The organism is Pseudoclavibacter sp. RFBI5 (assembly GCF_002931395.1).
Taxonomy (GTDB): domain Bacteria; phylum Actinomycetota; class Actinomycetes; order Actinomycetales; family Microbacteriaceae; genus Pseudoclavibacter.
In genome coordinates this window covers 40,977-65,946 of record NZ_PSYA01000005.1, presented here as the reverse complement: position 1 = coordinate 65,946, position 24,970 = coordinate 40,977, and the positions used below count along the sequence as shown (strand labels likewise).

Here is a 24,970-nt window from a genome sequence, read left to right as displayed (position 1 = left end):
TGAAGCAGATGACCGCGATCCTCCCCATCGAACCGCCAGCCCGCCTCCTCATGGGGCCCGGACCCATCTCGGCGTACCCGAGTGTGCTCCGCGCCATGTCGAGCACCCTCGTCGGCCAGTACGACCCGTTCATGACGCAGGCCATGAACGAGACGCAGGAGCTGTACCGGCAGGTGTGGGCGACCGAGAACACCGCGACCGTGCTCGTCGACGGCACCTCCCGCTCCGGCATCGAGGCGGCGCTCGTCTCTCTCATCCGGCCCGGCGACCGTGTGCTCGTCCCCGTCTTCGGTCGGTTCGGCCACCTCCTCGCCGAGATCGCGGAGCGCGCCCTCGCCGAGGTGCACACCATCGAGGTGCCGTGGGGGCAGGTCGTCCCCGTCTCGCAGATCGAGGAGGCCATCGTCCGCGTCAAGCCGACCCTCCTCGCCCTCGTCCAGGGCGACACCTCCACCACCATGAACCAGCCCCTCGACGAGGTCGGCGCCATCTGCGCGAAGCACGGCGTGCTCTTCTACGCCGACGCGACGGCGTCCATCGGCGGCAACGAGTTCCTCGCCGACGCCTGGGGCCTCGACGCCGCGACCGCCGGCCTGCAGAAGTGCCTCGGCGGCCCGAGCGGCTCGGCACCCATCACCCTCTCCGAGCGCGCCGTCGAGGTCATCCGCTCCCGCAGCCGGGTCGAGGCTGGCATCCGCGAGACGGGTGACGAGTCCGCGAGCGACTTCATCCGATCCAACTACTTCGACCTCGCCATGATCCTCGACTACTGGGGGCCGAGACGCCTGAACCACCACACGGAAGCCACCTCCATGCTCTACGCGGCGCGGGAGTGCGCGGCCGTCCTGCTGCGCGAGGGCCGGGACGCCGTCATCGAACGCCACCGTGTCGCCGGTGCCGCCATGCTCGCCGGCGTCCAGGCGCTCGGGCTCGAGGTCTTCGGCGACATCGCGCACAAGATGAACAACGTCGTCGCCGTCGTCATCCCGGACGGCGTCCCCGGCGACACGGCAAGGCAGGACCTGCTCGACGACTTCGGCATCGAGATCGGCACCTCCTTCGGCCCGCTGCACGGCAAGGTGTGGCGCCTCGGCACGATGGGCTACAACGCCCGCAAGGACACCGTGCTCACGACCCTCGCGGCGCTCGAGGCCGTGCTCCGCCGATACGGCGCATCCGTGCCGACCGGCGGTGGAGTCGAGGCCGCCGCCGACGTCTTCCGCGCAACCGACAGCCCCCTGGGAGCCGCCGAATGACGGCCGCGCGACTGGGCGCCCTCGATCCCACCGTCTTCGAGCTCGCCGCCCGCCGCGTCATGGCGCGCTGCGACGAGCTCGCCCGCATCACCTCCACCCCAGGCGCCATCACCCGCGTGCACCTCTCCCCCGAGCACGCGCGCGTCAACCGGCTTGCCGCCGAGTGGATGCGCGAGGCCGGCCTGCAGACCAGGCAGGACGCGGCGGGCAACCAGCTCGGCCTCCTCCCCGCGGCGGACCCGGAGGCGCCCGTGCTCATGCTCGGCTCGCACCTCGACACGGTCGTCGACGCCGGCCGCTACGACGGCATCGTCGGCGTGCTCATGGCCATCGAGGTCGTGCGCCTGCTCCAGCGCCACGACGACGACACGAGTGGGGTGGATGCCCCCGCCCGCTCCCCGTTCGACTTCGGGCTCGAGGTCGCCGCGTTCTCGGACGAGGAAGGCGCCCGCTTCGGCAAGGCGCTCCTCGGCTCCTCCGCCGTCGCCGGCACGTGGGACGACGCCTGGTGGGAGCTCGAGGACCCAGACGGCACCACCTTGCGCGAAGCCGCCCTCGAGTTCGGCCTCGACCCCGGCCGGGTCTCGGAAGCCGCCCGCAGGCCGAGCGAGCTCGTCGGCTACCTCGAAGCGCACATCGAGCAGGGGCCCGAGCTACACGCCCGCGGCGAACCGCTCGCCGTCGTCTCCTCCATCGCCTCCGCCCGTCGCTTCCAGCTCGTCGTCGAGGGCGAGGCCAGGCACGCCGGCGGCACCCCGTACGACATGCGCCGCGACGCGCTCCTCGGCGCGAGCGAGGCGGCCCTCGCCGTCGAGCGCATCTGCTCCACCCAGCACCACATCATCGGCACGGTCGGCCAGTTCGAGGCGTTCCCCGGCGCGATGAACATCGTTCCGGGCGAGGCGAGGTTCAGCCTCGACCTGCGCGGAGAATTCGACGGCGAACGCGACCGCGTGTGGGACCAGATCTCCCGCGAGCTCGACGACATCATGGGCCGCAGGCGCCTGCGCTGGCACACCCGCGAAGTGCACAACGCCCCAGCCCTGTTCTGCGCGCCGCTGCTGCAGGACGTCGTCGGCGAAGGCATCCGCTCCACGCTCGTGCCGGGCAGCGCCGTGGACGGGAGTATCCTCGGCTCGGGCCGGCCCGAAGACCCGACGACCCTGTTCAGCCCAGCCGGACACGACGGCATGGCCATCGGCGCCATCACCGACGTGGGGATGCTCTTCATGCGCAACCCAGACGGCGTCAGCCACCACCCAGACGAGGCAGTATCGCTCGGCGACGTCGCCCTCGGCATCCGCGCCCTCGCGGAAGCCGTCGCCCACCTCGGCGCAGAACACCGCAGAACCTAGGAGCTCCATGACCACGCCCGCCACCACCAGGACCCGCCGCGACTGGATAGTGCTCATCTCGATCGGCCTCGCGGCAGGCTTCCTCTCCGGGTTCCTCGGCGTGGGCGGCGGCACCATCATCGTGCCCGCGCTGACCGCCATGCTCGCGTTCGACCAGCGCCTCGCCGCTGGCACGTCGCTCGCCGCGATCATCCCGCCCGCCATCGTCGGCGTCGTCGGCTACGTCCTGACCGGCTCCGTGAACTGGCTCGCGGGCCTCATCCTCATCGTCGGCGCCATCGCCGGCGCCTGGATCGGATCGTGGCTCCTCAACAAGCTGCCGCTCATCGTGCTCCGGTGGATGTTCATCGTGTTCCTGCTCGGCGTCGCCGTCTCCCTGTTCCTCGCCGTGCCGAGCCGCGACGCCGAGGTCACCATGACGGCGCTCACGGCACTCATGCTCGTCGCGCTCGGCCTCGTCACCGGCATCATCTCGGGGCTCATCGGTGTCGGCGGCGGTGTCATCCTCGTGCCTGCGCTCATGCTGCTGTTCGGCTCGAGCGACCTCGAGGCGAAGGGCACGAGCCTCCTCGTCATGATCCCCACCACCATCACGGGCACGATCGGCAACTCGCGCCGCCGCAATGTCGACCTGAAGGCGGCCGCCGCGATCGGGCTGACGGCCGCGCTCACGAGCCTCCTCGGCGTGTGGTGCGCCGTGCTCATCGACCCGATGGTCGGCAGCATCCTCTTCGGCGCGTACCTGCTGTTCATCGCCGGGCAGAACGCGTACAAGACCATCAAGGCGCAGCGCAAGGCGAAGCGGGCCCCCGCCGCCTGACCCGCCCGGCGCAGACACGCGGCAGGCACTGACACGCGTCCCCGACACAGACACGCGTCCCGGCACAGACCTCGGGCAGACGCAGCTTCGTCTCGCGATGAAGCTGCATCTGCCCGAGGTCTGTGTTGTTGGGGGTCTGCGCCCGGGGCGCCAGGGCGGCGGCGAGCGGTACGCCCGGAAATACCTCGACGCCCCGGCGGCGCAGAATGTGCCGGGGCGTCGAGATTCTGTAGCCGGGGTCTCCCCCGGCGGCTTGATGCGCGCCCGAGACGGGCGCGGGCGTTCTACGCCTGAGCGCGGATAGCCGCCTCGAGCACGTCGAGGCCGTCGTTCAGCAGCTCGTCCGTGATGGTGAGCGGCGGGAGGAGGCGCACGACGTTGCCGTAGGTGCCGCAGGAGAGCAGCACGACGCCCTGGCCGAGCGCATCCGCGACGATCGCCTTGACGGCGGCCGGGTGGGGCTTCTTCGTGGTCGTCGCCGTGCCGGCCTCGACGAACTCGAACGCCAGCATGGCGCCGCGACCGCGGACCTCGCCGATGATCGTGTTCTCGCCGAGCTCGGCGCTGAGCGCCTCGAAGCGCGTCTTCACGATCGTCTCGATCTCGAGGGCGCGGGCAGCGAGCTGCTCGTCCTCCATGATGCTGATCGTCGCGAGCGCGGCGGCCGTGGCGACCGGGTTGCCCGTGTAGGTGCCGCCGAGCCCGCCGACGTGCACGCTGTCCATGATCTCGGCGCGGCCGACGACGGCCGACAGCGGCATGCCGCCCGCGACGCCCTTGGCGATCGTGACGAGGTCGGGCACGATCTCCTCGTGCTCCGACGCGAACCAGGCGCCGGTGCGGCACATGCCGGCCTGGACCTCGTCGGCGATGAAGACGACGCCGTTGGCCTTCGCCCACTCGACGAGCGCGGGGAGGAATCCATCGGCGGGGACGATGAAGCCGCCCTCGCCCTGGATGGGCTCGATGATGATGGCCGCGACGTTCTTGCCGCCGACCTGCTTCTCGATGACGTCGATCGTGCGCGCTGCCGCCTCGGCGCCCGTGAGGCCGTCACGGTAGGGGTAGCTCATGGGCGCGCGGTAGACCTCGGGCGCGAACGGGCCGAAGCCGTCCTTGTACGGGATGTTCTTCGCGGTGAGGGCCATCGTGAGGTTCGTGCGGCCGTGGAACGAGTGGTCAAACGCGATGACGGCGTTGCGGCCGGTCGAGTGGCGGGCGATCTTGACCGCGTTCTCGACGGCTTCCGCGCCGGAGTTGAGGAGCACGGCCTTCTTGGCGTGGTCGCCCGGCGTGATCTCGATGAGCTTCTCGGCGACGGCGACGTAGCCCTCATACGGGGTGATGCCGAATGCGGTGTGCGTGAAGTGCGCTGCCGCTTCCTGCACGGCCGCGACGACGCGGGGGTGGGATGCGCCGACGTTCGTGACGGCGATGCCGGCACCGAAGTCGACGAACTGGTTGCCGTCGACGTCGCGGATGATGGCGCCGTCGACGTCAGCCGCGTACACGGGGACTGCGGGGACAAGCGATGCGGAGACGCTCGCCTCACGACGCGCAGTCAGGGCCTGCGACTTGGGGCCTGGAATGGCGCCTTCGAGCTTGCGCTCCTGGGCAATGCGGAACTCCGTCACGGTGCTTCCTTCCTCGGGGTTCGACCTCTTGGTATGGCTTGAAGGCTACGCGGTTCTGCACCGCGAGACGAATGGGCACGCGCACGACCGGTCCGACCACTTCTGTGCATCCGTCTAGGGCATGTCTAGAATCGGGGCATGCTCGCCACCGTCGACACGCTCCTCGCGAACCGTTCCCTGGGCCTCACCCTGCACACGGGCGAGCCGCAGGCGCTGCGCGCCGGCATCGAGTGGGTGGCGACGACGGAGCTGCTCAACCCGCAGCCGTTCCTCACGGGCGGACAGCTGGTGCTCACGACCGGGATGCGCCTGCGGGGCACACGCGCGTACCGCTCGTTCGTGGAGTCCCTCGTCGAGGCGGACACGGTCGCGCTCGGCGTCGGGACCGGCTTCACGCACGACACCGTGCCGGCCGCCCTCATAGCGGCGGCCGAGCAGGCCGGGCTCCCGCTCTTCGAGGTCGCTTACGAGACGCCGTTCGCGGCGCTCACGAAGGTCGTGACGCAGGCGAGCACCGACGAGCAGCACTCGCGCCTCGAGAGCGAGCACCGCCAGCAGCAGCAGCTGGTGACGTCGCTGCTCTCCGACGGCGGCATCACGGGGCTCGCCGCGAGGCTCGCCAGGCTGACGAGCTCGCACGTCGCCGTGACCCGCCTCGGCGAGCTGCTCGCCGGCAGCCTCGACGTGCACGACGAGGCCGTCACGGGGTGGGATGCGCTCCCCATCTCCACGGGCCAGTCGGCAGGCGCGACCCTCCACATCACCAACCCCCGCGTCAACGAGGGCCTCGTGAACTACGCGCGGTCGCTGCTCAGCCTGCAGCTCATCCAGGACACGCGTCGCGTTCGCGCCGCCCGCGACGCGTCTGGGCACGTGCTGCACGACCTCATCCGCGGCAAGTTCACGGTCGAGGACGCCGAGCGGCGCCTGACGGCGCTCGGCGTGGCCACGGGTCAGGCCGCACGCGTGCTGGTCGCCGAGACCGAGGAACGCCGCACCGCGGAGCTCACCGCGCTGCCGCTGCCCGCCGAGCTGCAGTCGTCGGTGTCCGCGGTCTTCGAGGGCCGTCTCCTCATCATCGCGCCGGAGCGCACGCGCATGCCGAACGCGGCCGAGGCGTTCATCGGCCTCGCCCGCTCCGCGGGCATCGCGGCGCGGGTCGGCATCGGCGACCTCTACCCGGCCTCCCTCGCCCTGCGCTGGAGCTACTTCGAGGCCCGGGATGCGCTGCGCAACGCGCCGAAGGACATCGACGTCGCCACCTCCGCACGCCTGTCCATCTCCTCGCTGCTGCTCGCGAGCCGCGACGTGCCCGTGCTGGAGCTCGCCGCCGAAGTGCTCGGGCCGCTCGAAGCCCACGACGCCGAGCACGGATCGATGCTGCTCGCCACCCTCGACGCCTACTTCGCCCACTCCGGCCAGATCGCGCAGGTCGCCGACGGGCTCGGCACCCACCGCAACACGGTGCGCTACCGCCTCGACCAGATCGCCGCCATCTCCGGCCTCGACCCGCGCATCATGTCGGAGGGCGTGCAGCTGTGGCTCGCCGGGGCGGCCAGGCGGCTGCGCGCCGGCGGCGCGTGACGCGCCGCGCGCATCCGCACCCCGCCGTTCTGGGAGACTGACGGCATGGCGAACACGTACACCCTCCCCAACGGCGTCGAGCTCGGCGACGACGGAGCCGTCGACATCACCGTCGACGTCCTCGACGTCGAGGACCTCGCGTTCGCCCACGTCTGCCGGTCGCTGCGCCAGCAGCTCGAACCCGGCCGCGGCCTCATCGTCACGATGCCAGCCGGCGACGACGTGCTCGGCTACGTGTACCGCGAGGAGCAGCGCGAGGACGGGCGGCGCGACGAGTTCGACGACACCGACTCGTTGTTCGTCGACATCCACGAGCTCACGTTCGAGTTCGACGCTCCCCGCGACACCGACATGGACGAGGACGGCGTTCGCGCGCTGCTCGCGAAGGCACGCCCGGACACCGAGCTGAAGATCGAGGGCATCGAGCTGCTCGAGCTGCGAGACGGACCGATGTCGCTCATCACCTGCCGGCCCCCGCGCGCCTGGACCTTCCGGCAGCTTGTCCTCGAGGTGCAGCTGCTGCGCGGGTCCTACATGGCGCTCCACTACACGAGCTAGCGGCGACCCCGCGTCACCGCACGCCAGCGGACGGCGCGCGACGGCGCCACCGCGAACGTCAGGAACCAGCCTCCCGCGAACGCGAACAGCGCCAACAGCCCCATGCCGGCGACCGGACTCGCGAACACCCCGAGCGCGAGCATCCCGAGCACCGCCGAGATCACCACCACCCGCCGCAGCGACGCCGAGACGTGCACGAGGAACCTCGTGGTCGCCCATCCCGCGAGCGTGGCGACCACGAGCACCACCGGCGCCAGCCAGAACTGCCCGGCCGTGAGGACCCCGGCGAACAGGGCAGCCAGGCCGAGCTCGAGCACCGCGAGCAGCACGAAGCCTCGCCTCGACGGCGCGGCCATCGCCCGCTCCTGGTAGTCAGCACCCTTGCGGGCAGCCCAGCCGTAGACCACGCGTCAGCCCGCCGTCCGTCCGCTCACTCTGGTCCGCCAGCCCTCAGGCCAGGCGCTGCGTCCAGCCCATGAGGTCGGGCAGCTCGCCGTTCTGGATGCCCGTGAGCTCGGCGCGGATGCGCATGCTCACCGAATCCTGCGTGATGACCGGGTTCTCGATCGTGAAGTCGGGCGACTTGACCTTGCCGATCGGCGAGATGACCGCCGCAGTGCCGCAGGCGAACGCCTCGACGATCGTGCCGTCGGCGACCCCCTCGCGCCACTCGTCGATCGTGATGCGGCGCTGCTCGATCTTCCGACCGGCCCGCTCGCACAGTTCGAGGACGCTGTCCCGCGTGATGCCGGGCAGGATGGAGTCGCTCAGCGGGGTGAGGATCGTGCCGTCCGACTTGATGAGCACGATGTTCATGCCGCCGAGCTCCTCGAGGTACGTGTTCTCCGCCGCGTCGAGGAACAGCACCTGCTCGCAGCCGTTCGCGTACGCCTCCTCCTGTGGGAGCAGCGACGATGCGTAGTTGCCGCCGCACTTCGCGGCTCCCGTGCCACCCGCGCCAGCGCGGGAGTACTCCTGCGAGAGCCAGATGTCGACGGGGCGCGTGGGGTCGGAGAAGTAGGAGCCGGCTGGGCAGGCGATGACCATGTAGCGCACCGTCTGCGCCGCGCGCACGCCGAGGAAGTTCTCGTACGCGATCATGAAGGGGCGCAGGTAGAGGGTCTTGCCCTCGCCAGCCGCCGGGACCCACTGCTCGTCGATCTGCACGAGCTGGCGCACCGACTCGACGAACAGCTCCTCGGGCAGCTCGGGCAGCGCGAGGCGCCGTGCGGAGCTCTGCAGGCGGCGGGCGTTGCGCTCCGGCCGGAACGCGAACACGTCTCCCCCGCCGTGCCGGTAGGCCTTGAGCCCCTCGAAGATCTCCTGGCCGTAGTGGAAGACGGCGGACGAGGGGTCGACCTGCAGTGGCCCGTACGGCACGACTCTGGCATCGTGCCAGCCCTCGGCGAGGGTCCAGTCGATGATCACCATGTGGTCCGTGAAGTGCTTGCCGAACCCGGGGTCGGCGAGCACCGCGTCCCTGACCTCGGCCGAAGCCGGAGTCGGGTTGCGTTCGATCGTGAACTCGAGGGAGGCTCCCTCGGCCGCGGCGGCCTGCGTCGTCGTGCCGGGCTGGGTGCTGCTGGTGTCGCTCATGCGTGGGTTCCTTGCGCGGTCAGTCGGGAGATGATGGCGTCGCCGATCTCGGAGGTGCTCCTGGCCGCGCCACCTCGGGATGCGAGGTCAGCGCGGCAGGCGCTCTCGAGGGATGCGGCTGCGTCCGAGAGCCCGAAGTGCTCGAGCAGCAGAACGACGGAGAGGATCGCCGCCGTCGGGTCGGCTTTGCCGAGGCCCGCGATGTCTGGAGCCGAGCCGTGGACGGGCTCGAACATGCTGGGGAACTCGCCTTCGGGATTGATGTTCCCCGAGGCCGCCAGCCCGATGCCGCCGGTGATGGCTGCGGCAAGGTCGGTCACGATGTCGCCGAACAGGTTATCGGTGACGATCACGTCGAATCGCTGTGGGTTCGTGACGAAGAAAATCGTAGCAGCGTCGACGTGCAGGTACTCGACGGCGACGTCCGGGTAGTCAGCCGAGACCCGGTCGACGACACGCTGCCAGAGCACGCCGGCGTTGACGAGCACGTTCTTCTTGTGCACGAGCGTCAGGTGCTTGCGCGGACGCGCCTGCGCCTTCTCGAACGCGTAGCGGACGGTGCGCTCCACGCCGTAGGCCGTGTTCACGGATACCTCGGTCGCGATCTCGTGCGGCGTCCCGGCACGGACCACGCCGCCGTTGCCGACGTATGGCCCCTCGGTGCCCTCGCGGACCACGACGAAGTCGACCTCGCCTGGGTCGCTCAGCGGGGTCCTCACGCCGGGCGAGATCGCGCCAGGGCGCAGGTTGATGTAGTGATCGAACGCGAAGCGCAGCTTCAGCAGCAGACCGCGTTCGATGATGCCGCCCGCGAGGCGCTCGTCTGCGGGGTCTCCCCCGACCGCGCCGAGCAGGATGCCGTCGTGCTGAGCGAGCGCGTGCAGCTCCGCCTCGGAGATGATGTTGCCGGTCTCGAGGTAGTGCCCCGCTCCGAACGGATACTCGGTGAGGCTCAGCTCGACGTCTCCCGGGAGGGCGGCGCGGAGCGCTCGCTGCGCCTGGGCGACGACTTCCGGGCCGATACCGTCACCCGGGATGACGGCGATGTCGAGCTTCTGAGTCGCTGCACGTTCCGACACGAGGCGTCCTTTCCTGCCGACGGCGATCGCGGCTCTCCCAGTTTAGGCCGCGGCTGGGCTAGCGTCTGTCCCCATGACCACCGCCATCCTGCGCCGCAAGGACGACCTGCCTCGGGAGCGCGCCGCGAGCCGCCTCACGGCGTACGTGTACGGCAACATCATCGTGCTCGCGACGCTCCTCGGACTCGTGCACGCTGGCGAGAACCCCGGCGAGGGCGCGATCGTGGTCCTGGCCACGGGCGGCACGACCCTCCTCGCGCACCTCATCGCCGACGCCGTCGGCCACTCGACACGCGCCGCCGACCGCCCAGAGCGCACAGCGCACCTCAAATTCCTCCACGAGCTGCGGGACGCGGTCCCGATCGCCTCTGCCGCGTCCATCCCCGCGGCGATCCTCGGAGTCGCCGCGCTCGGTGTCATCGACGGCGAGACGGCGCAGATCGTCGCCGAGGTCGTCATCATCGTGCGTCTCGCCGGCATGGGCTTCACCATCCAGCGCATCCGCGGCGAGAAGCCCTCCTTCCGCACCTTCGCGGCCGGCATCGGCCTCGCCCTCGTCGGCGTCGGCATCTCCGTGCTCAAGGCGAACCTCGGGCACTGACCGCGCGCCCCACCGCCCCGCGCCCCATTGCCCACTGCCCCATTGCCCGCAGCCCGCAGCCCGCAGCCCGCCCTCGAGCCTCCGTCGCTGCCCGGCGAGTCGCCCTCCAGCGGGGGCGTCAGCGGGGCAATCGGCTGGCAGCGATCGCGCCCGCGCCGGGTCGGGGCGGGGCGGGGCCCGGAAGTTGGCCAAGCCCACGAGCCCCACGCCACGCCCCTTCGCGCCTCACCTCCGCCCCGACTCCGAACCTCCATCGCTGCCCGGCGAGTCGCCCTCCAGCCGGGGCGTCAGCGGGGCAATTGGCTGGCAGTGATCGCGCCCGCGGCGGGACGGGACGGGACGGGACGCGACGGGACGGGACGGGACGGGACAGGACAGGACAGGACGGGACGGGACGGCTCTCCACCCGCCCGGGCGTCGGCCAGCTTGCGTGACGGATGCACCGCAGCACGTCCACCGGGTCCCACCGGGCGGCATCCATCCCGCAAGCTGGCCATGACAGCCACTGACCAAAAAACGCTGCCTGCGTCTTCACCCCCGGCGAGCTCTCGCAGGGGTGAAGACGCAGGCAGCGTTCGCCGGGGCGGCAGGCCGCCGCTGGAAGTGCTAGCTCTCGATGATGTCGATCTCGTGCAGCTCGGAGGCGCCGATCGCGTCGCGCAGCTTCGCGAGCAGCTCGTCGCTCGCGGGCTCGTCGATCGTGAGCACGGAGAGGGCCTGGCCGCCCTCTTCGTCGCGTGCGATCTGCATGCCGGCGATGTTCACACCGGCGTCGCCGAGCGCGGCACCGTAGACGGCGACGACGCCGGGGCGGTCGCTGTAGACCATCACGAGGTGGTGGTTCGCGAGCGGCACTTCGATGCTGTATCCGTTGATGCCGACGAGCTTCTCGATCTGCTTCGGGCCGGTGAGCGTGCCGGACACGGAAACCGTCTTGCCGTCGCTGAGCGTCGCGCGGAGGGTAAGCACGTTGCGGTACTCGTCGCTGTCCTCATCCGCGTTCATGCGAACCTCGAGGCCGCGCTCCTCCGCGAGGAGCGGCGCGTTCACGTAGGAGACCTGCTCGGTCACCATGTTCGTGAAGAAGCCCTTGAGCGCGGCGAGACGCAGCGCCTTGATCTCGTAGCGTGCGAGCTCGCCGTGCACCTCGATGTCGAACGCCACCGGGGAGGCGCCGATGAGGCCCTGCAGGAACTGGCCGAGCTTCTCCATGAGCGGGATGCCGGGGCGCACGTACTCGTCGATGACGCCGCCGGCGACGTTCACCGCGTCGGGCACGAGCTCGCCGGCGAGCGCGAGGCGCACGGAGCGGGCAACCGAGACGCCGGCCTTCTCCTGGGCCTCGTCGGTGGATGCGCCCAGGTGCGGCGTGAGCTGCAGGTTCGGCTGGTCGAGGAGGTCGCGGTTCGACGGCGGCTCGGTGACGAACACGTCGAGGGCGGCGCCGGCGATCTTGCCCGACTCGAGGGCGTCGCGGAGCGCGTTCTCGTCGATGATGCCGCCGCGTGAGCAGTTCACGATGCGCAGCTCGGGCTTGGCGAGCGCGAACTCCGCGTCGCCGATGAGCCCCGTCGTCTCGGGGGTGCGCGGGATGTGGATGGTGATGAAGTCGGACTGCGCCATGAGCTCTTCGAGGCTGAGGAGCTGCACGCCCAGCTGGGAGGCGCGGGCGGGCGTCACGTAGGGGTCGTAGGCGACGAGCGTCACGCCGAAGCCCTTGAGGCGGTCGACGACGAGCGTGCCGATGCGGCCGAGGCCGACGATGCCGACGGTCTTCTCGAACAGCTCGACACCCGTGTACTTCGAGCGCTTCCAGTCGCCGGCCTTCATCGACGCGTTGGCGTTCGGGATGTGGCGAGCGAGCGAGATGATGTGGCCGACCGCGAGCTCGGCGGCCGACGTGATGTTCGAGGTGGGCGCGTTGACGACCATGACGCCGGCCTTCGTGGCGGCTGGCGTGTCGACGTTGTCGAGGCCGACGCCGGCGCGCGCGATGATCTTCAGGTTCGGGGCTGCGGCGATCGCCTCGGCGTCGACCTGGGTCGCGCTGCGCACCAGGATGGCGTTGGCCTCGGCGAGTGCCTCGAGGAGCGCGGCACGGTCGGTGCCGTCGACCTGGCGGACTTCGAAGTCGGGACCGAGCGCATCCACGGTTGCGGGGGAAAGCTGCTCGGCAAGCAGAACGACGGGCTTTGACACGTGAAGAATCCTCCAGTGGAGACAGGGAGTCTGCGGGCGCAGGCCGAACCGATCCTATCGCGGGGCGCGCCAGCGGCCCGCGCCGCCGTAACACGCGGCCCCTGGCATGCGCAGAAGGGCCGGCCCCGAGCGGATGCTCTGGGCCGGCCCCGTGCAGTTCAGGACTGCGGACGGCTGGTGACGCTTAGCGCGCGACCTGTCCGTCGACGTAGTCGCTGTCGGTCTGCTTCCAGGCGAAGAGCTTGCGCAGCTCCTGGCCGGTCTTCTCGATGGGGTGCGACTCACCCTTCTTGCGGAACTCGGCGAACTCGACGCCGCCGTTGTCCTGGTCGTCGATGAAGCGCTTCGCGAAGGCGCCGGACTGGATGTCGGCGAGAACGGCCTGCATGTTCTCCTTGACGCTCGGGTCGATGACGCGCGGGCCGGAGACGTAGTCGCCGAACTCCGCCGTGTCGGAGACCGACCAGCGCTGCTTGGCGATGCCGCCCTCCCAGATGAGGTCGACGATGAGCTTCAGCTCGTGGAGCACCTCGAAGTAGGCGATCTCGGGCTGGTAGCCAGCCTCGGTGAGCGTCTCGAAGCCGTACTGGATGAGCTGCGACGTGCCGCCGCAGAGCACAGCCTGCTCGCCGAAGAGGTCGGTCTCGGTCTCCTCCGTGAAGGTCGTCTTGATGACGCCTGCACGGGTTCCGCCGATGGCGGCGGCGTAGGAGAGCGCGGTCGCCCAGGCGGTGCCGGACGCGTCGTTCTCGACGGCGATGATGTCCGGGATGCCGCGGCCCGCGACGAACTCGCGGCGCACCGTGTGGCCGGGGGCCTTCGGGGCGACGAGGATCACGTCGACGCCCTCGGGGGCGTCGATGTAGCCGAAGCGGATGTTGAAGCCGTGGGCGAACGCGAGCGTCTTGCCCTCGGTGAGCTTGTCCTTGACGCTGTCCGTGTAGATGGAGCGCTGGTGCTGGTCGGGGGCGAGGATCATGATGACGTCGGCCCACTCGGCTGCATCCGCAACGTTGAGGACCTCGAAGCCATCTTCCTGAGCCTTGGGGGCCGACTTGGAGCCGTCCTTCAGGCCGATCTTGACCTCGACGCCGGAGTCGCGAAGGTTCTGCGCGTGGGCGTGGCCCTGCGAGCCGTAGCCGACGACGGCTACCTTCTTGCTCTGGATGATGCTCAGGTCTGCGTCGGTGTCATACAGGATTTCAGCCACTTGTGTGCTCCTTGATTGTTGGCGTTCTGGCGTTTGGGTGGTGCTGAGCGGATGCGCGCGACGCGAGGGTCAGCGTGCGACCCGCTCGGTCATGGATTTGGCGCCGCGCCCGACGGCCACGAGGCCCGACTGGACGATCTCGCGGATGCCGTACGGCTCGAGCACGCGCAGGAATGCCTGCACCTTGCCCGTGTCGCCCGTGGTCTCGATGACGAGCGCATCCGTCGCCACGTCGACGACGCGGGCCCGGAACAGGTTGACGGCTTCGATGACCTGCGAGCGCGTCGTCGCATCGACCTTGACCTTCACGAGGAGGTGCTCGCGCTGCACGGAGGCGTCGTATTCGAGCTCGACGATCTTGATGACGTTGATGAGCTTGTTGAGCTGCTTGGTCACCTGCTCGAGCGGGAACTCCTCGACGTCCACGACGACCGTGATGCGCGAGAGCCCTTCGACCTCGCTTGTGCCGACGGCGAGCGACTCGATGTTGAAGCCTCGGCGGGCGAACAGCCCGGCGACGCGCGTCAGGAGGCCCGGCTTGTCCTCGACGAGGAGGGAAAGTACGTGCTTCGACATGTTCTACTCCCCCTCGAAGGTCGGGCTGTGTTCCTTGGCGTACTGGACGAAGCTGTTCGAGACGCCCTGCGGCACCATCGGCCACACCATGGCGTCGGCGCTCACGACGAAGTCGATGACGACGCTGCGGTCGTTGGTCTCGAGTGCGAGCTTGATCGCGGCGTCGATCTCCTCCTCCTTCGTGACGCGGATGCCGAGCGCCCCGTAGGCGTCGGCGAGCTTCACGAAGTCGGGGATGCGGACCGTCTCGTGCCCCGTGTTGAGGTCGGTGTTCGAGTGGCGTCCGTCGTAGAAGAGCGTCTGCCACTGTCGCACCATGCCGAGCGACGAGTTGTTGATGATCGCGACCTTGATGGGGATGTCGTTGATCGCGCAGGTCGCGAGTTCCTGGTTGGTCATCTGGAAGCATCCGTCGCCGTCGATCGCCCACACCGTGCGGTGCGGTTCGGCGACCTTGGCGCCCATCGCAGCTGGGATGGCGTAGCCCATGGTGCCGGCGCCGCCGGAGTTGAGCCACGCGTTGGGGCGCTCGTACTTGACGAACTGCGCCGCCCACATCTGGTGCTGGCCGACGCCCGCCGCGTAGATGGCTTCGGGCCCGGTGAGCTCGCTGATGCGCTGGATGATGCGCTGCGGCGAGAGGAGGCCGTCGCTCGGCTCGGTGAAGCCGAGCGGGAACTCCGCCTTGAGGCCGTTGAGGTAGGTCCACCACTCTTCGAGCCGAGAGGCCTCAGCGGGAGCGTGGTCGGTGACGGCGGCGAGGAGGTCGATGGCGACCTCGCGCGCGTCACCCACGATCGGCACGTCGGCCGTGCGGATCTTGGAGATCTCGGCGGGGTCGATGTCGACGTGGATGACCTTGGCGTTCGGCGCGAAGAGCGCCGACTTGCCGGTCACTCGGTCATCGAAGCGGGCGCCGATCGTGATGAGCAGGTCGGCTTCCTGCAGCGAGAGCACCGCGGGTACCGTGCCGTGCATGCCGGGCATGCCGAGCATCTGCGGGTGCGAGTCGGGGAACGCGCCGCGCGCCATGAGCGTCGTGACGGCGGGCGCACCGGTCTTCTCGACGAGGCGCTGCACTTCGGCGGAGGCTCCGGAGCGGACGATGCCGCCGCCGAGGTAGAAGACGGGCTTCTTGGCCTGCGCGATGAGCTGCGCCGCGGCGAGGATCTGCTTGCCGTGCGCCTTCATGACCGGGCGGTAGCCGGGCAGGTCGAGCTTCACCGGCCAGACGTACGGTGCCTTCTTCTGCTGCGCGTCCTTCGTGATGTCGACGAGCACGGGCCCGGGACGACCGGTCGACGCGATGTGGTACGCCGCGGCGATGGCCGCCGGGATCTCCTCCGGCGTGCGGACGAGGATGCTGTGCTTCGTCACCGGCATGGTGATGCCGATGATGTCGGCCTCCTGGAAGGCGTCCGTTCCCATGAGGTGCGAGAACACCTGGCCGGTGATGGCCAGCAGCGGCACCGAGTCCATGTAGGCGTCGGCGATCGCGGTGACGAGGTTCGTTGCGCCTGGGCCGCTCGTCGCGATGCAGACGCCGGTGCGGCCACTCGCCGAGGCGTAGCCCTCGGCGGCATGGCCGGCGCCCTGCTCGTGGCGAACCAGGATGTGGCGGAGCTTGGTGCTGTCGAGGAGTGGGTCGTACACCTCGATGATGGCGCCACCCGGCAGTCCGAAGACGTCCGTGACCCCGAGGTTCTCGAGGGTGCGGACGACAGCCTGGGCTCCGGTCAGCATCTCGGGCTCGTGCCCAGCGGAGGGTGGTGACGCCGCGGCGATGCGGGCGGCAGTTTCCTGCGTCATGAGATCCGTTCTTCTTCGTACTCGATGAGTCGAGCGCGGTCGATGAGGGCCAGCCCTGAGGGCTAGCCCGTGGTCGCGCCCTCGGACGCGCTGCGAACGAGCTTCGAGTATTTCGCAAGCACGCCGCGCGTGAACTTCGGAGGGAGCGGTTCCCAGCCTTCTCGGCGGGAGGCGAGCTCAGCTTCGTCGACGAGTAGGTCGATCGAGCGAGCCGCGATGTCGACCCGAATCAGATCTCCACTGCGGACGAAAGCGATAGGACCTTGGTCGACCGCTTCCGGTGCAATGTGGCCGATGCACAGGCCGGTTGTGCCGCCTGAGAATCGTCCGTCCGTCAAGAGTAGTACATCCTTGCCGAGACCTGCGCCCTTGATGGCCGCCGTGATGGCGAGCATCTCGCGCATGCCCGGTCCACCCTTCGGGCCCTCGTAGCGGATGACGATGACGTCGCCCGCTTCGATCTCGCCGTTCGTGAGGGCATCCATCGCGCCGCGCTCGCGCTCGAAGACACGCGCTGGGCCCTCGAAGACGTCGGCGTCGAAGCCGGCCGTCTTGACGACCGCGCCCTCGGGAGCGAGGGAGCCGTGCAGCACCGTGATGCCGCCGGTCGCGTGGATGGGGTTGCTGACCGTGTGCACGACGTCGCCGTCGACGGGGTCGGGGTTGAGGTCGCGGAGGTTCTCGGCGAGCGTCTTGCCCGTGACCGTGAGCGCGTCGCCGTGCATGAGGCCCTCGTCGAGGAGCGCCTTCATGACGACGGGGATGCCGCCGTGGCGGTCGACGTCGTTCATGACGTACTTGCCGAAGGGCTTCATGTCGGCGATGTGGGGAACCTTGTCGCCGATGCGGTTGAAGTCGTGCAGGGTGACGTCGACCTGCGCCTCGCGGGCGATCGCGAGGAGGTGGAGCACGACGTTGGTCGATCCGCCGAGTGCCATCGCGATCGCGATCGCGTTCTCGAAGGCCTCCTTCGTGAGGATGTCGCCCGTCGTGATGCCCTGGCGGAGCAGGTTGACCACTGCCTCGCCGGAGCGGTGGGCGAACGCGTCGCGGCGGCGGTCGGCCGATGCGGGGGCCGCCGAGCCCGGCAGGCTGAGGCCGAGGGCCTCGGCGACGGAGGCCATCGTGTTGGCCGTGTACATGCCACCGCAGGCGCCCTCGCCTGGCGCGAAGGCGCATTCGATGCGCTTCAGGTCGGACTCGGACATCTTGCCGGCCTTCGTGGCGCCGACCGCCTCGAAGGAGTCGATGATCGTGATGTCCTTCTCGGTGCCGTCCGAGAGCTTCACCCAGCCCGGCGCGATGGACCCCGCGTAGAGGAAGACGCTCGAGAGGTCGAGGCGTGCGGAAGCCATGAGCATTCCGGGGATCGACTTGTCGCATCCCGCGAGCAGGACCGTGCCGTCGAGGCGCTCGGCCATGACGACGGTCTCGACGGAGTCGGCGATGACCTCGCGCGAGACGAGCGAGAAGTGCATGCCCTCGTGGCCCATCGAGATGCCGTCGGAGACGGAGACGGTGCCGAACTGCAGCGGGTAGCCGCCGCCCGAGTGCACGCCCTCCTTCGCGCCCTGCGCGAGGCGGTTGAGGGAGAGGTTGCAGGGGGTGATCTCGTTCCACGAGGACGCGATGCCGATCTGCGGCTTGTCCCAGTCCTCGTCGCCCATGCCCACGGCGCGGAGCATGCCGCGCGACGTGGTGGCTTCGATGCCGTCGGTGACGACCCGACTGCGTGGCTTGATGTCGATTTCTGGCTCAGGCATGCCCGCCATTCTACGCCGCGGCGACGGCCGGGCAGTGCCGTGGCGACGGGGCTACTTCTCGCCGTGCCCGAGGCCCTCGTGCTCGGGTGCCGGCTCTCGTTCCGGCTGGCCGGTCCGGACGGCGTGCGCCCGAGTCAGTTCGTCGTCCGTGCGGCGCTGCGCGCTTTCGACGGCGGCCGCGAGCTCGTCGGCGTACAGGGGCACGTTGTCGAACTGCCTGCTGCGGTAGCCGGCTCGCGCGAGCATCGTCGCACCTGCCGGGGTCGTCAGCATCTGGAAGAACATGATCGGAATGAGGAACAGGATCGTCGGCAGGTGCGTCTGCTGGACGGCGAGGCCGATGAGCAGGAACATGAGCCCGGCGATCTGCGGCTTCGTCTGCGCGTGCATGCGCATGAGCACGTCGGAGAAGCGCATGAGGCCGACGCCCGCGGCGAGCGACAGCAGCGCGCCGAGGCCGAGGCAGACGAGGGAGATGACGTCGAGGATCTCGAGTGGCCCCTCGGTGAGGAGCCCCCCGGATGCGAGAAGCGGGTCAGAAGCGCTCACTGGCGTTCGCCTCCTGCCTGGTGACGTGCCTGGCCACTGCGACCGAGGCGATGAATGCGGTCATCGCGAGCGCGAGGACCAGCGGGAGGGTGTCCGTGTGTCCGCGGATGATCATGTCGGCGACGAGCACGCAGATGAGGATCGTGAGGAGCGCGTCGGACGCGACCATGCGGTCGATGATGGAGGGGCCGCGGATGATGCGGATCACCGCGAGCAGCGCGGCGACCGCGAACATCGTGCCGAAGATCCAGACGAGCACGTCGACGACCATCACTTGTTCCCCTCCGGAGCCGTTGAGCGGCTGCCCGCCGCGCCCTCGATGAAGACGGGCATGTCGTGCGCGAACTGCTTGTCGCGGATGCCCTCGTGCTTCTTCTGCGCTGGCGACTGGCCGATGGGGCCGAGGCCGCGGCGCACCCGGTCTCGGTTGACTCGCCAGAGGTCGTCGCGTGTGCCCAGGGCGAGCGCGAGGCCCTCCTCGACGTCGAGCGCGAGCGCCTTGACGGACTCGACGGCCTCGTCGGTGGAGGCATCGAGCACGTGCAGGTACAGCACGGAGTGCATCCGGTCGACCTCGACCACCATGGAGCCGGGGATGAGCATGTTCACCTCGGCGGTGAGGGTGAGCACGAAGTCGCTGCGCGTGCGCAGCTGCACCGAGACCACGGAGCCGAGTGGCGGCTTCGCGGGCCGGAACGCCAGCCACGCGACGATGAGGGATGCGCTCACAAGGCGGTAGAGGAACTTCACGAAGAAGACGAGACTCCACCACAGGTTGAAGCGACCCGAGAGGTCGACCGCCGGCAGGTAGAAGACCTCGACGATGATGACCGAGAAGATGATCCCGGTGACGACGCTGATGACGTCGACGTGCCCCCACAGCACCAGCCAGAACGCGACGAGCGCGAGCAGCAGCGGCAGCTGGACGAGGATGGCGTGGCGCCTCGGCTTGCGGGCGCTGACGTCTTTCACCTTCATGGCTTGAGCACCTCCCCGTTGGAGACCGAGCTGATGTACTCGGCGGGTACCAGGTCGAACGCGGCCGTCTCGGACCACTCGTAGATGGGGCCGGCGAAGACCGTGATGGCGACGCTCACGGCGACCATGGTGGTCGTGGCGATCGTCATGAGCCGCGACGAGGACTTCGTCTCGGTCACGACGGCGGACTCGGGGGTGTCGGAGATGCGCTCCGTCATGGGCGACGAGAAGTCGACGACCTGCTCCTGCGTGCGCCAGAAGCCGAGGTTCCAGACGCGGATGAGGGCGTAGAGCGTCAGGAGGCTCGTCACGGCACCCGCGCCGATGAGCACGTAGCTGAGCACGCTGCCCTCCGCCGCGCCAGCGGTGAAGAGGCCGACCTTGCCGATGAAGCCGGAGAACGGCGGGATGCCGCCGAGGTTGAGCATCGGGATGAAGAACAGCACCGCCACGAACGGCGCGCGCTTGAGCATCCCGCCCAGGTGCGTGAGCGAGGACGAGCCCGCGATGCGCTCGATGAGCCCCGTGACGAGGAACAGCGCCGTCTGCACGATGATGTGGTGGACGATGTAGAACACCGTCGCGGCGTCACCGAGCTCCGTGCCGAGCGCGACGCCGAAGATCATGTAGCCGATGTGGCTGACGAGCGTGAACGACAGCATTCGTCGGATGCCGGCCTGCGCCACGGCGCCGAGGATGCCGACGACCATCGTCAGCAGCGCTATGACCATGAGCAGCACGGAGATGTCGTTGTCCCAGAACAGCAGCGTCTCGGTGCGCAGGATGGCGTACACGCCCACCTTGGTGAGCAGGCCCGCGAACACGGCCGTCACCGGTGCTGGCGCCGACGGGTACGAGTCCGGCAGCCAGAAGGACAGTGGGAAGAGCGCCGCCTTGATGGCGAACGCGATGAGGAGCGGCATGTGCAGCATGAGCTGCACGTCCTGCGGCAGCTCGGCCATCCGCACGGCGATCTCCGCGAAGTTCACGGTGCCGACCGCGCCGTAGATGAGGGCGATCGAGCCGAGGAAGATGAACGAGGACACGAGGCTGACGACGATGTACGTCACGCCCGCCTTGATGCGCTCCGTCGTGCCGCCGAGCGTGATGAGCACGAAGCTCGACACGAGGAGGATCTCGAAGCCCACGAACATGTTGAAGAGGTCACCGGCGATGAACGCGTTGTAGACGCCAGCCGCCAGCACGAGGTAGGTGGGGTAGAAGATCGAGACGGGTGTCTCGTCGTCGCCGTCCGCTGCGCCCTGTCCGATGGAGAACGCCATGACGGCGAGCAGCACGATGCTCGTGACGAGCACGAGCATCGCCGACAGCTGGTCGACGACCAGCGAGATGCCGAAGGGGGCGAGCCAGCCGCCGCCCTGCACGACGAGCGCCTCACCCGAGGTGTTGACGGCCACGAGCAGGCCGATGCTCACGACGAGTGCGAGCACGAGCGTTGCCTGGGCCAGGAAGATCTGGAGGCGAGCCGCGCGAGCCGCGGTCAGCGTGAGGGCCGCTCCGATGAGCGGCACGAGCACGATGAGGGGAACGAGCCAGGTCATGAGCGGTCCCCCTTCCCTGCGTCGTCGTGCGGTTCGGCGTGGTCGTCGGCGCCAGAGTCGAGTCCGACCTCGCGAGCACCGTCGGGCTGCGAGCCCTGCTCGGCTTCCGCATCCTGCTCACCAGCCCGGAACTCCTCCAGCTCCTCGTGCCGGTTGCTCGGCTCGGTGGCCTTGAGCGATGCCTCGGCGAAGCTGTCCTTGCCCGAGCCGGGTTTCGGCCCCCCGCCCATGTTGATGCGGGCGGTCGAGACCGCCGCTTCCGCGTACTCCCCGAACTCCGTGTCGCCCGAGTCGTCCTCGTCGAACTCCTCGTCGTCCTGGGACAGGTCGGCCGTGCGCATCGCGATGTCCTCTTCGTCGTCGCTCACGGTGTCGGCCTGCGCCAGGCGCCACGAGCGGTAGATGAGGGCGAGCATGAAGGCCGTCACGCCGAAGGTGATGACGATGGCCGTGAGGATGAACGCCTGCGGAATCGGGTCGGAGTAGTCCTCCGGCGCGACGTCAGGGTCGTAGATGGGAGCGAGGCCGAAGCTGCCCGACATGAAGAAGAGCAGGATGTTCGTGGCGTTGCCGACGAGCAGGATCCCGAGGAGCATGCGCGTGAGGCTGCGCTCGAGGAGCAGGTAGACGCCGCACGTGTAGAGCGCGGCCATGCCGACGAGGAGCACGAGGGACAGGGTCATGAGCGGGTCACCTCCTCGGATTCGACGGGTTCGATGTCTGACTGAACGGCTTCGACCTCTTCGTTGACGCGGGCGAGTGCCCCCGTGTTGTAGCCCGTCTCGCCACCGTCAGGGGTCTCGCCCTGGAGGCCGTCGTGCTCGGCAGCCGAGTCGGAGTCGGGGGACGCATCCTGTTCGATCTGCAGGTCGATCTCCGAACCGAGGGAGCGCAGGATGTCGATGACCAGCGCGATGACGATGAGGTAGACGCCGATGTCGAAGACGGTCGACGTGACGAAGACGAACTGGCCGATGCCGGGGATGTCCTGGTCGATCCACGAGGAGGTGAAGGGCGCCTGGCCGAAGAAGATCGGCACGAGCGCCGTGAGCGTCGCGAGCAGGAACCCGATGCCGAGCAGCCGGCCCGCATCCACCTTCACTGCCTCGTCGAGCTCGGCCCTGCCGCCGGCCAGGTAGCGCGCGGCGAGCGCGAGGCTCGCGACGGCACCGCCGGCGAAACCGCCACCTGGGGTGTTGTGGCCGGTGAAGAGGAGGAAGAGGGATGCGATGAGCAGCGCGTGGAACACGAGCCGCACGACGACCTCGAGGATGATCGAGCGGTTGTTCGGGGCGAGCGACTTCCCGGCGATGAGCCAGACCTTGCGGCGCTCCCCCTGCAGCTTGTCTGCCTTGCCGAGCTTCTGGCCGGCGGCGCTCACTGCCGCGAGGTCGATGGGCTCGGTGACGGGTCGGGAGGCGCGCAGGAAGCGCGGGCCGCGGGCGGCGTCCACGCGCGAGCGGCCGCGGTTGTTGAGGTAGACGAGGCTCGCGACGCCCGTTGCGGCCGCGATGAGCACGGAGAGCTCCCCCATCGTGTCCCAGCCGCGGATGTCGACGAGCGTGACGTTGACGATGTTCGAGCCGTGCCCGCCCTTGAAGGCGAACTCGGGGAAGAACAGCGAGTCGGGGGAAGCCTGGCGGGAGGCGAGCGCGATCCAGGCGACGATGGCCATGACGATCCCGACGGAGCCGCCGATGAGCCAGCGCAGCCACGATGGCGGGTTCTTGAGCGCCTTGCCGTGGCGTGCCGGGAGCCGGCGCAGCACGAGGACGAACACGACGAGCGTGATCGTCTCGATGAGCGCCTGCGTGATCGCGAGGTCCGGGGCGCCGGAAAGCGCGAAGAGCCCCGCCATGCCGTAGCCGGTGACACCCACGAGGATGACGCCCTGGAAGCGCTTCTCCGAGCTCGTCACGAAGAACGCGGCGAGGATCATGATCAGGATGATCGCGATCTCCTGCCAGCGGATCTCGGTCTCGAACGCGGGCACCGGGGTGTCCATCGTGACGAGCGTGAAGACGGAGGCGACGACGAACATGATGAAGATCGACGCGAGGTAGAAGGGCAGCGAGCCGCGCTGGGTGGTCGCGGTGGTGCGGGCGGCGATGACGTCGACGACGCGCATCGTGGTCCAGTAGCCGCGCGACGACTCGATGAGCGGCGGAACCTTCGCCTGGGCGCGGGCGACGGGCGCCCGCCAGAGGAAGAGCAGGCCACCGAGGATGAAGGTGCCGATCGTGATGAACAGCGCCGGCTCGAATCCGTGCCACAGGGCCAGGTAGTACGGCTTGGCGCCCGGCATCTCCGGCAGCGTGTCCGCGTACATCGCGAGCACGGGGTCGACGAGGCCGGAGGCGAAGCCGAGACCCAGCGAGGCGGCGACGAGGATGAGCGGGGAGAACATGAAGTCGAGGTGCTCTGGCACGTAGCGCACGCGCTCGACCTCGGGCTTCGACGCGAAGGCGCCGTAGAGGAAGCGGGCCGAGTAGGCGACCGTGAACACGGTGCCGATGATGACGCCGACAAGCGCGACCCAGCCCCACATGTTGCCTGCCTCGCCCGCCTCGAGGAGGGCCGTGAGGATGGCCTCCTTGGCGACGAACGTGAACATCGGGGGCACGCCGGCCATGGCGGCGATCGCCAGCGCCGTCATCCAGAACAGCACGGGTGCGGCCTTCGCGAGGCCGGAGAGCTTGCGGATGTCGCGGGTTCCCGTGCGGTGGTCGATCATGCCGACGATGAGGAACAGCGCGGCCTTGAAGCACGCGTGGGCGATGACCATGGCGAGGCCCGCGAGCGCCGCGTCCCGCGTGCCGAAGGCGACGACGATGGTCATGAAGCCGAGCTGGCTGACGGTGCCGTAGGCGAGGATCAGCTTGAGATCGTGCTGGCGCAGCGAACGCCACCCGCCGATGAGCATCGTCGCGATGCCGATCGTGACGAGCACTTCGCGCCAGCCGGGCATCTCCGCGTAGCCGGGTGCGAGGCGCGCGATGAGGTAGATGCCGGCCTTCACCATCGCCGCGGCGTGCAGGTACGCGCTCACCGGGGTGGGGGCTGCCATCGCGGCGGGGAGCCAGAAGTGGAACGGCGCGAGGGCCGACTTCGTGACGGCACCCGCGAGCACGAGCATGATGGCCGTGATGGTGAAGCCGTCGAACTCGGGCGGGTTCGCGATGATCCCGGACAGCAGCGACGTGCCGGTCGAGGCGTGCAGCATGACGAGGCCGACGAGCATGGCGAGGCCGCCGAGCGTCGTGACGAGCAGCGCCTGCATCGCAGCACCGCGGCTCGCGCGCTTCGACGAGTAGTGCCCGATGAGCAGGAAGGAGAGCACGCTCGTCGCTTCCCAGAAGATGAAGAGGAGGTAGATGTCGTCGGCGAGCACGAGGCCGAACATGACGCCGGCGAAGGCGAGCAGCACCGCGGCGAAGCGGCCGATGTCGGGCTCGTCCGGCTTGAAGTACCGGCCGCAGTAGACGAGCACCAGCGAGCCGATGCCCGTGACGATGAGCGTCATGACCCAGGCGAGCACGTCCATCCGCATGGCGATGGCGATGTCGATCTGCGGGATCCAGGGGATGCTCTCGACGAGCACCTCGCCACTCAGGATGCGCGGACCGAGCAGCGCGGTCCAGGCGAAGGCGACGGCGGGGACGGCGGCGGCGACGAGGAACGTCACGTTCCGAAGCCACCTGTGGAGCACCGGAATGAGGATGCTCGCGCCGAGGAAGATAGCCAGGAACGCGATCATTCGGCCTCCTGGAGCTCATGCAGCGGTGTGGACAGATTTATTTTACCTGGCAGTTGACTGCGTGTGTGCCGAATGCCGTTCTCG

At 69.2% G+C, this 24,970-nt stretch carries 21 protein-coding genes; 6 read left to right on the top strand and 15 right to left on the bottom strand.

The annotated features are described in order from the left end of the window. Window positions 1-8 precede the first annotated feature (8 nt). Genes C5E06_RS04275 through C5E06_RS04265 form a run of 3 tightly spaced genes read left to right on the top strand, consistent with a single transcriptional unit; the run spans window position 9 to window position 3,431 of the window. Window positions 9-1,256, top strand: coding sequence for an alanine--glyoxylate aminotransferase family protein (locus C5E06_RS04275; protein ID WP_181062889.1), 1,248 nt, complete (start codon window positions 9-11; stop codon window positions 1,254-1,256). Then, window positions 1,253-2,611 (top strand): Zn-dependent hydrolase, encoded by a 1,359-nt coding sequence (locus C5E06_RS04270; protein ID WP_104306092.1) that lies wholly within the window; start codon window positions 1,253-1,255, stop codon window positions 2,609-2,611. Before C5E06_RS04275 ends, C5E06_RS04270 begins: the two co-directional genes overlap by 4 nt. Window positions 2,612-2,618: 7 nt before the next feature. Next, complete coding sequence (locus tag C5E06_RS04265) at window positions 2,619-3,431, top strand: sulfite exporter TauE/SafE family protein (protein WP_104240447.1); 813 nt, start codon at window positions 2,619-2,621, stop codon at window positions 3,429-3,431. 284 nt (window positions 3,432-3,715) lie between these two features. On the opposite strand, the gene gabT is transcribed toward C5E06_RS04265, so the two are convergent. Then, a complete protein-coding gene (gene gabT / locus C5E06_RS04260; protein ID WP_104240446.1) occupies window positions 3,716-5,065 on the bottom strand; it encodes a 4-aminobutyrate--2-oxoglutarate transaminase in 1,350 nt (449 codons plus the stop codon). Window positions 5,066-5,203: 138 nt separating this feature from the next. Here gabT and C5E06_RS04255 point away from each other — a divergent pair, with 138 nt between their 5' ends. Together C5E06_RS04255 and C5E06_RS04250 are read left to right on the top strand one after the other, a co-directional pair. Next, the gene (locus C5E06_RS04255; RefSeq protein WP_104306091.1) at window positions 5,204-6,649 is read left to right on the top strand and encodes a PucR family transcriptional regulator; all 1,446 of its coding nucleotides are present in this window, start codon (window positions 5,204-5,206) and stop codon (window positions 6,647-6,649) included. 45 nt (window positions 6,650-6,694) lie between these two features. Next, window positions 6,695-7,207, top strand: a complete 513-nt coding sequence (locus C5E06_RS04250) for a hypothetical protein (RefSeq protein WP_104306090.1) — start codon at window positions 6,695-6,697, stop codon at window positions 7,205-7,207. Here C5E06_RS04250 and C5E06_RS04245 read toward each other — a convergent pair. The 3 genes from C5E06_RS04245 to C5E06_RS04235 are packed head-to-tail and all read right to left on the bottom strand — an operon-like array spanning window position 7,204 to window position 9,882. Then, window positions 7,204-7,614, bottom strand: coding sequence for a hypothetical protein (locus C5E06_RS04245; protein WP_146081300.1), 411 nt, complete (start codon window positions 7,612-7,614; stop codon window positions 7,204-7,206). The genes C5E06_RS04250 and C5E06_RS04245 overlap by 4 nt on opposite strands. A 43-nt stretch (window positions 7,615-7,657) precedes the next feature. Next, window positions 7,658-8,803, bottom strand: a complete 1,146-nt coding sequence (locus tag C5E06_RS04240) for a branched-chain amino acid aminotransferase (RefSeq protein WP_104306088.1) — start codon at window positions 8,801-8,803, stop codon at window positions 7,658-7,660. After that, window positions 8,800-9,882, bottom strand: a complete 1,083-nt coding sequence (locus C5E06_RS04235; RefSeq protein WP_104306087.1) for a 3-isopropylmalate dehydrogenase — start codon at window positions 9,880-9,882, stop codon at window positions 8,800-8,802. The genes C5E06_RS04240 and C5E06_RS04235 overlap by 4 nt, the downstream gene beginning before the upstream one ends. A gap of 73 nt (window positions 9,883-9,955) precedes the next feature. Here C5E06_RS04235 and C5E06_RS04230 point away from each other — a divergent pair, with 73 nt between their 5' ends. After that, complete coding sequence (locus tag C5E06_RS04230) at window positions 9,956-10,483, top strand: hypothetical protein (protein WP_104240440.1); 528 nt, start codon at window positions 9,956-9,958, stop codon at window positions 10,481-10,483. Between the two features lie 606 nt (window positions 10,484-11,089). Here the strand turns inward: C5E06_RS04230 and serA are convergent. The 11 genes from serA to C5E06_RS04175 all read right to left on the bottom strand — a co-directional run bounded on the left by serA (window position 11,090) and on the right by C5E06_RS04175 (window position 24,886). Further along, window positions 11,090-12,682 carry a phosphoglycerate dehydrogenase gene (serA, locus tag C5E06_RS04225; protein WP_104240430.1) on the bottom strand — a complete coding sequence of 531 codons (1,593 nt, stop codon included), beginning with the start codon at window positions 12,680-12,682 and terminating at the stop codon, window positions 11,090-11,092. A gap of 184 nt (window positions 12,683-12,866) precedes the next feature. Next, window positions 12,867-13,892, bottom strand: coding sequence for a ketol-acid reductoisomerase (ilvC, locus tag C5E06_RS04220; RefSeq protein WP_104240429.1), 1,026 nt, complete (start codon window positions 13,890-13,892; stop codon window positions 12,867-12,869). 69 nt (window positions 13,893-13,961) lie between these two features. Further along, entirely contained in the window at window positions 13,962-14,468 is a 507-nt protein-coding gene (ilvN, locus tag C5E06_RS04215; protein WP_104240428.1) for an acetolactate synthase small subunit, read from the bottom strand. Window positions 14,469-14,471: 3 nt separating this feature from the next. Continuing rightward, window positions 14,472-16,277, bottom strand: a complete 1,806-nt coding sequence (locus tag C5E06_RS04210; protein ID WP_104306086.1) for an acetolactate synthase large subunit — start codon at window positions 16,275-16,277, stop codon at window positions 14,472-14,474. A gap of 62 nt (window positions 16,278-16,339) precedes the next feature. Continuing rightward, complete coding sequence (gene ilvD, locus C5E06_RS04205; RefSeq protein ID WP_104240426.1) at window positions 16,340-18,040, bottom strand: dihydroxy-acid dehydratase; 1,701 nt, start codon at window positions 18,038-18,040, stop codon at window positions 16,340-16,342. 51 nt (window positions 18,041-18,091) lie between these two features. Then, entirely contained in the window at window positions 18,092-18,589 is a 498-nt protein-coding gene (gene mnhG / locus C5E06_RS04200) for a monovalent cation/H(+) antiporter subunit G (RefSeq protein ID WP_104298332.1), read from the bottom strand. Then, window positions 18,576-18,860 carry a monovalent cation/H+ antiporter complex subunit F gene (locus C5E06_RS04195; RefSeq protein WP_104240424.1) on the bottom strand — a complete coding sequence of 95 codons (285 nt, stop codon included), beginning with the start codon at window positions 18,858-18,860 and terminating at the stop codon, window positions 18,576-18,578. Before C5E06_RS04195 ends, mnhG begins: the two co-directional genes overlap by 14 nt. After that, the gene (locus C5E06_RS04190) at window positions 18,860-19,567 is read right to left on the bottom strand and encodes a Na+/H+ antiporter subunit E (RefSeq protein ID WP_104306085.1); all 708 of its coding nucleotides are present in this window, start codon (window positions 19,565-19,567) and stop codon (window positions 18,860-18,862) included. Before C5E06_RS04190 ends, C5E06_RS04195 begins: the two co-directional genes overlap by 1 nt. Next, window positions 19,564-21,129, bottom strand: coding sequence for a Na+/H+ antiporter subunit D (locus tag C5E06_RS04185; RefSeq protein ID WP_104240422.1), 1,566 nt, complete (start codon window positions 21,127-21,129; stop codon window positions 19,564-19,566). The genes C5E06_RS04190 and C5E06_RS04185 overlap by 4 nt, the downstream gene beginning before the upstream one ends. Then, window positions 21,126-21,812: a Na(+)/H(+) antiporter subunit C gene (locus C5E06_RS04180; protein ID WP_104306084.1), complete on the bottom strand. Its 687-nt coding sequence runs from the start codon at window positions 21,810-21,812 to the stop codon at window positions 21,126-21,128. Before C5E06_RS04180 ends, C5E06_RS04185 begins: the two co-directional genes overlap by 4 nt. Beyond that, on the bottom strand, window positions 21,809-24,886 hold the full coding sequence (locus C5E06_RS04175) for a Na+/H+ antiporter subunit A (RefSeq protein ID WP_104306083.1): 3,078 nt from the start codon (window positions 24,884-24,886) through the stop codon (window positions 21,809-21,811). Before C5E06_RS04175 ends, C5E06_RS04180 begins: the two co-directional genes overlap by 4 nt. Window positions 24,887-24,970: the final 84 nt, after the last annotated feature.

Excerpts from the sequence above, each read along its gene's own strand:
- ilvD (WP_104240426.1), bottom strand. The coding sequence starts at position 18,040 with ATGCCTGAGCCAGAAATCGACATCAAGCCACGCAGTCGGGTCGTCACC.
- C5E06_RS04210 (WP_104306086.1), bottom strand. The coding sequence starts at position 16,277 with ATGACGCAGGAAACTGCCGCCCGCATCGCCGCGGCGTCACCACCCTCC.
- C5E06_RS04265 (WP_104240447.1), top strand. The coding sequence starts at position 2,619 with ATGACCACGCCCGCCACCACCAGGACCCGCCGCGACTGGATAGTGCTC.
- C5E06_RS04185 (WP_104240422.1), bottom strand. The coding sequence starts at position 21,129 with ATGACCTGGCTCGTTCCCCTCATCGTGCTCGTGCCGCTCATCGGAGCG.
- C5E06_RS04255 (WP_104306091.1), top strand. The coding sequence starts at position 5,204 with ATGCTCGCCACCGTCGACACGCTCCTCGCGAACCGTTCCCTGGGCCTC.
- C5E06_RS04240 (WP_104306088.1), bottom strand. The coding sequence starts at position 8,803 with ATGAGCGACACCAGCAGCACCCAGCCCGGCACGACGACGCAGGCCGCC.
- C5E06_RS04175 (WP_104306083.1), bottom strand. The coding sequence starts at position 24,886 with ATGATCGCGTTCCTGGCTATCTTCCTCGGCGCGAGCATCCTCATTCCG.
- ilvN (WP_104240428.1), bottom strand. The coding sequence starts at position 14,468 with ATGTCGAAGCACGTACTTTCCCTCCTCGTCGAGGACAAGCCGGGCCTC.
- C5E06_RS04270 (WP_104306092.1), top strand. The coding sequence starts at position 1,253 with ATGACGGCCGCGCGACTGGGCGCCCTCGATCCCACCGTCTTCGAGCTC.
- C5E06_RS04190 (WP_104306085.1), bottom strand. The coding sequence starts at position 19,567 with ATGAAGGTGAAAGACGTCAGCGCCCGCAAGCCGAGGCGCCACGCCATC.
- C5E06_RS04275 (WP_181062889.1), top strand. The coding sequence starts at position 9 with ATGACCGCGATCCTCCCCATCGAACCGCCAGCCCGCCTCCTCATGGGG.
- C5E06_RS04230 (WP_104240440.1), top strand. The coding sequence starts at position 9,956 with ATGACCACCGCCATCCTGCGCCGCAAGGACGACCTGCCTCGGGAGCGC.
- C5E06_RS04250 (WP_104306090.1), top strand. The coding sequence starts at position 6,695 with ATGGCGAACACGTACACCCTCCCCAACGGCGTCGAGCTCGGCGACGAC.
- C5E06_RS04195 (WP_104240424.1), bottom strand. The coding sequence starts at position 18,860 with ATGGTCGTCGACGTGCTCGTCTGGATCTTCGGCACGATGTTCGCGGTC.
- C5E06_RS04180 (WP_104306084.1), bottom strand. The coding sequence starts at position 21,812 with ATGACCCTGTCCCTCGTGCTCCTCGTCGGCATGGCCGCGCTCTACACG.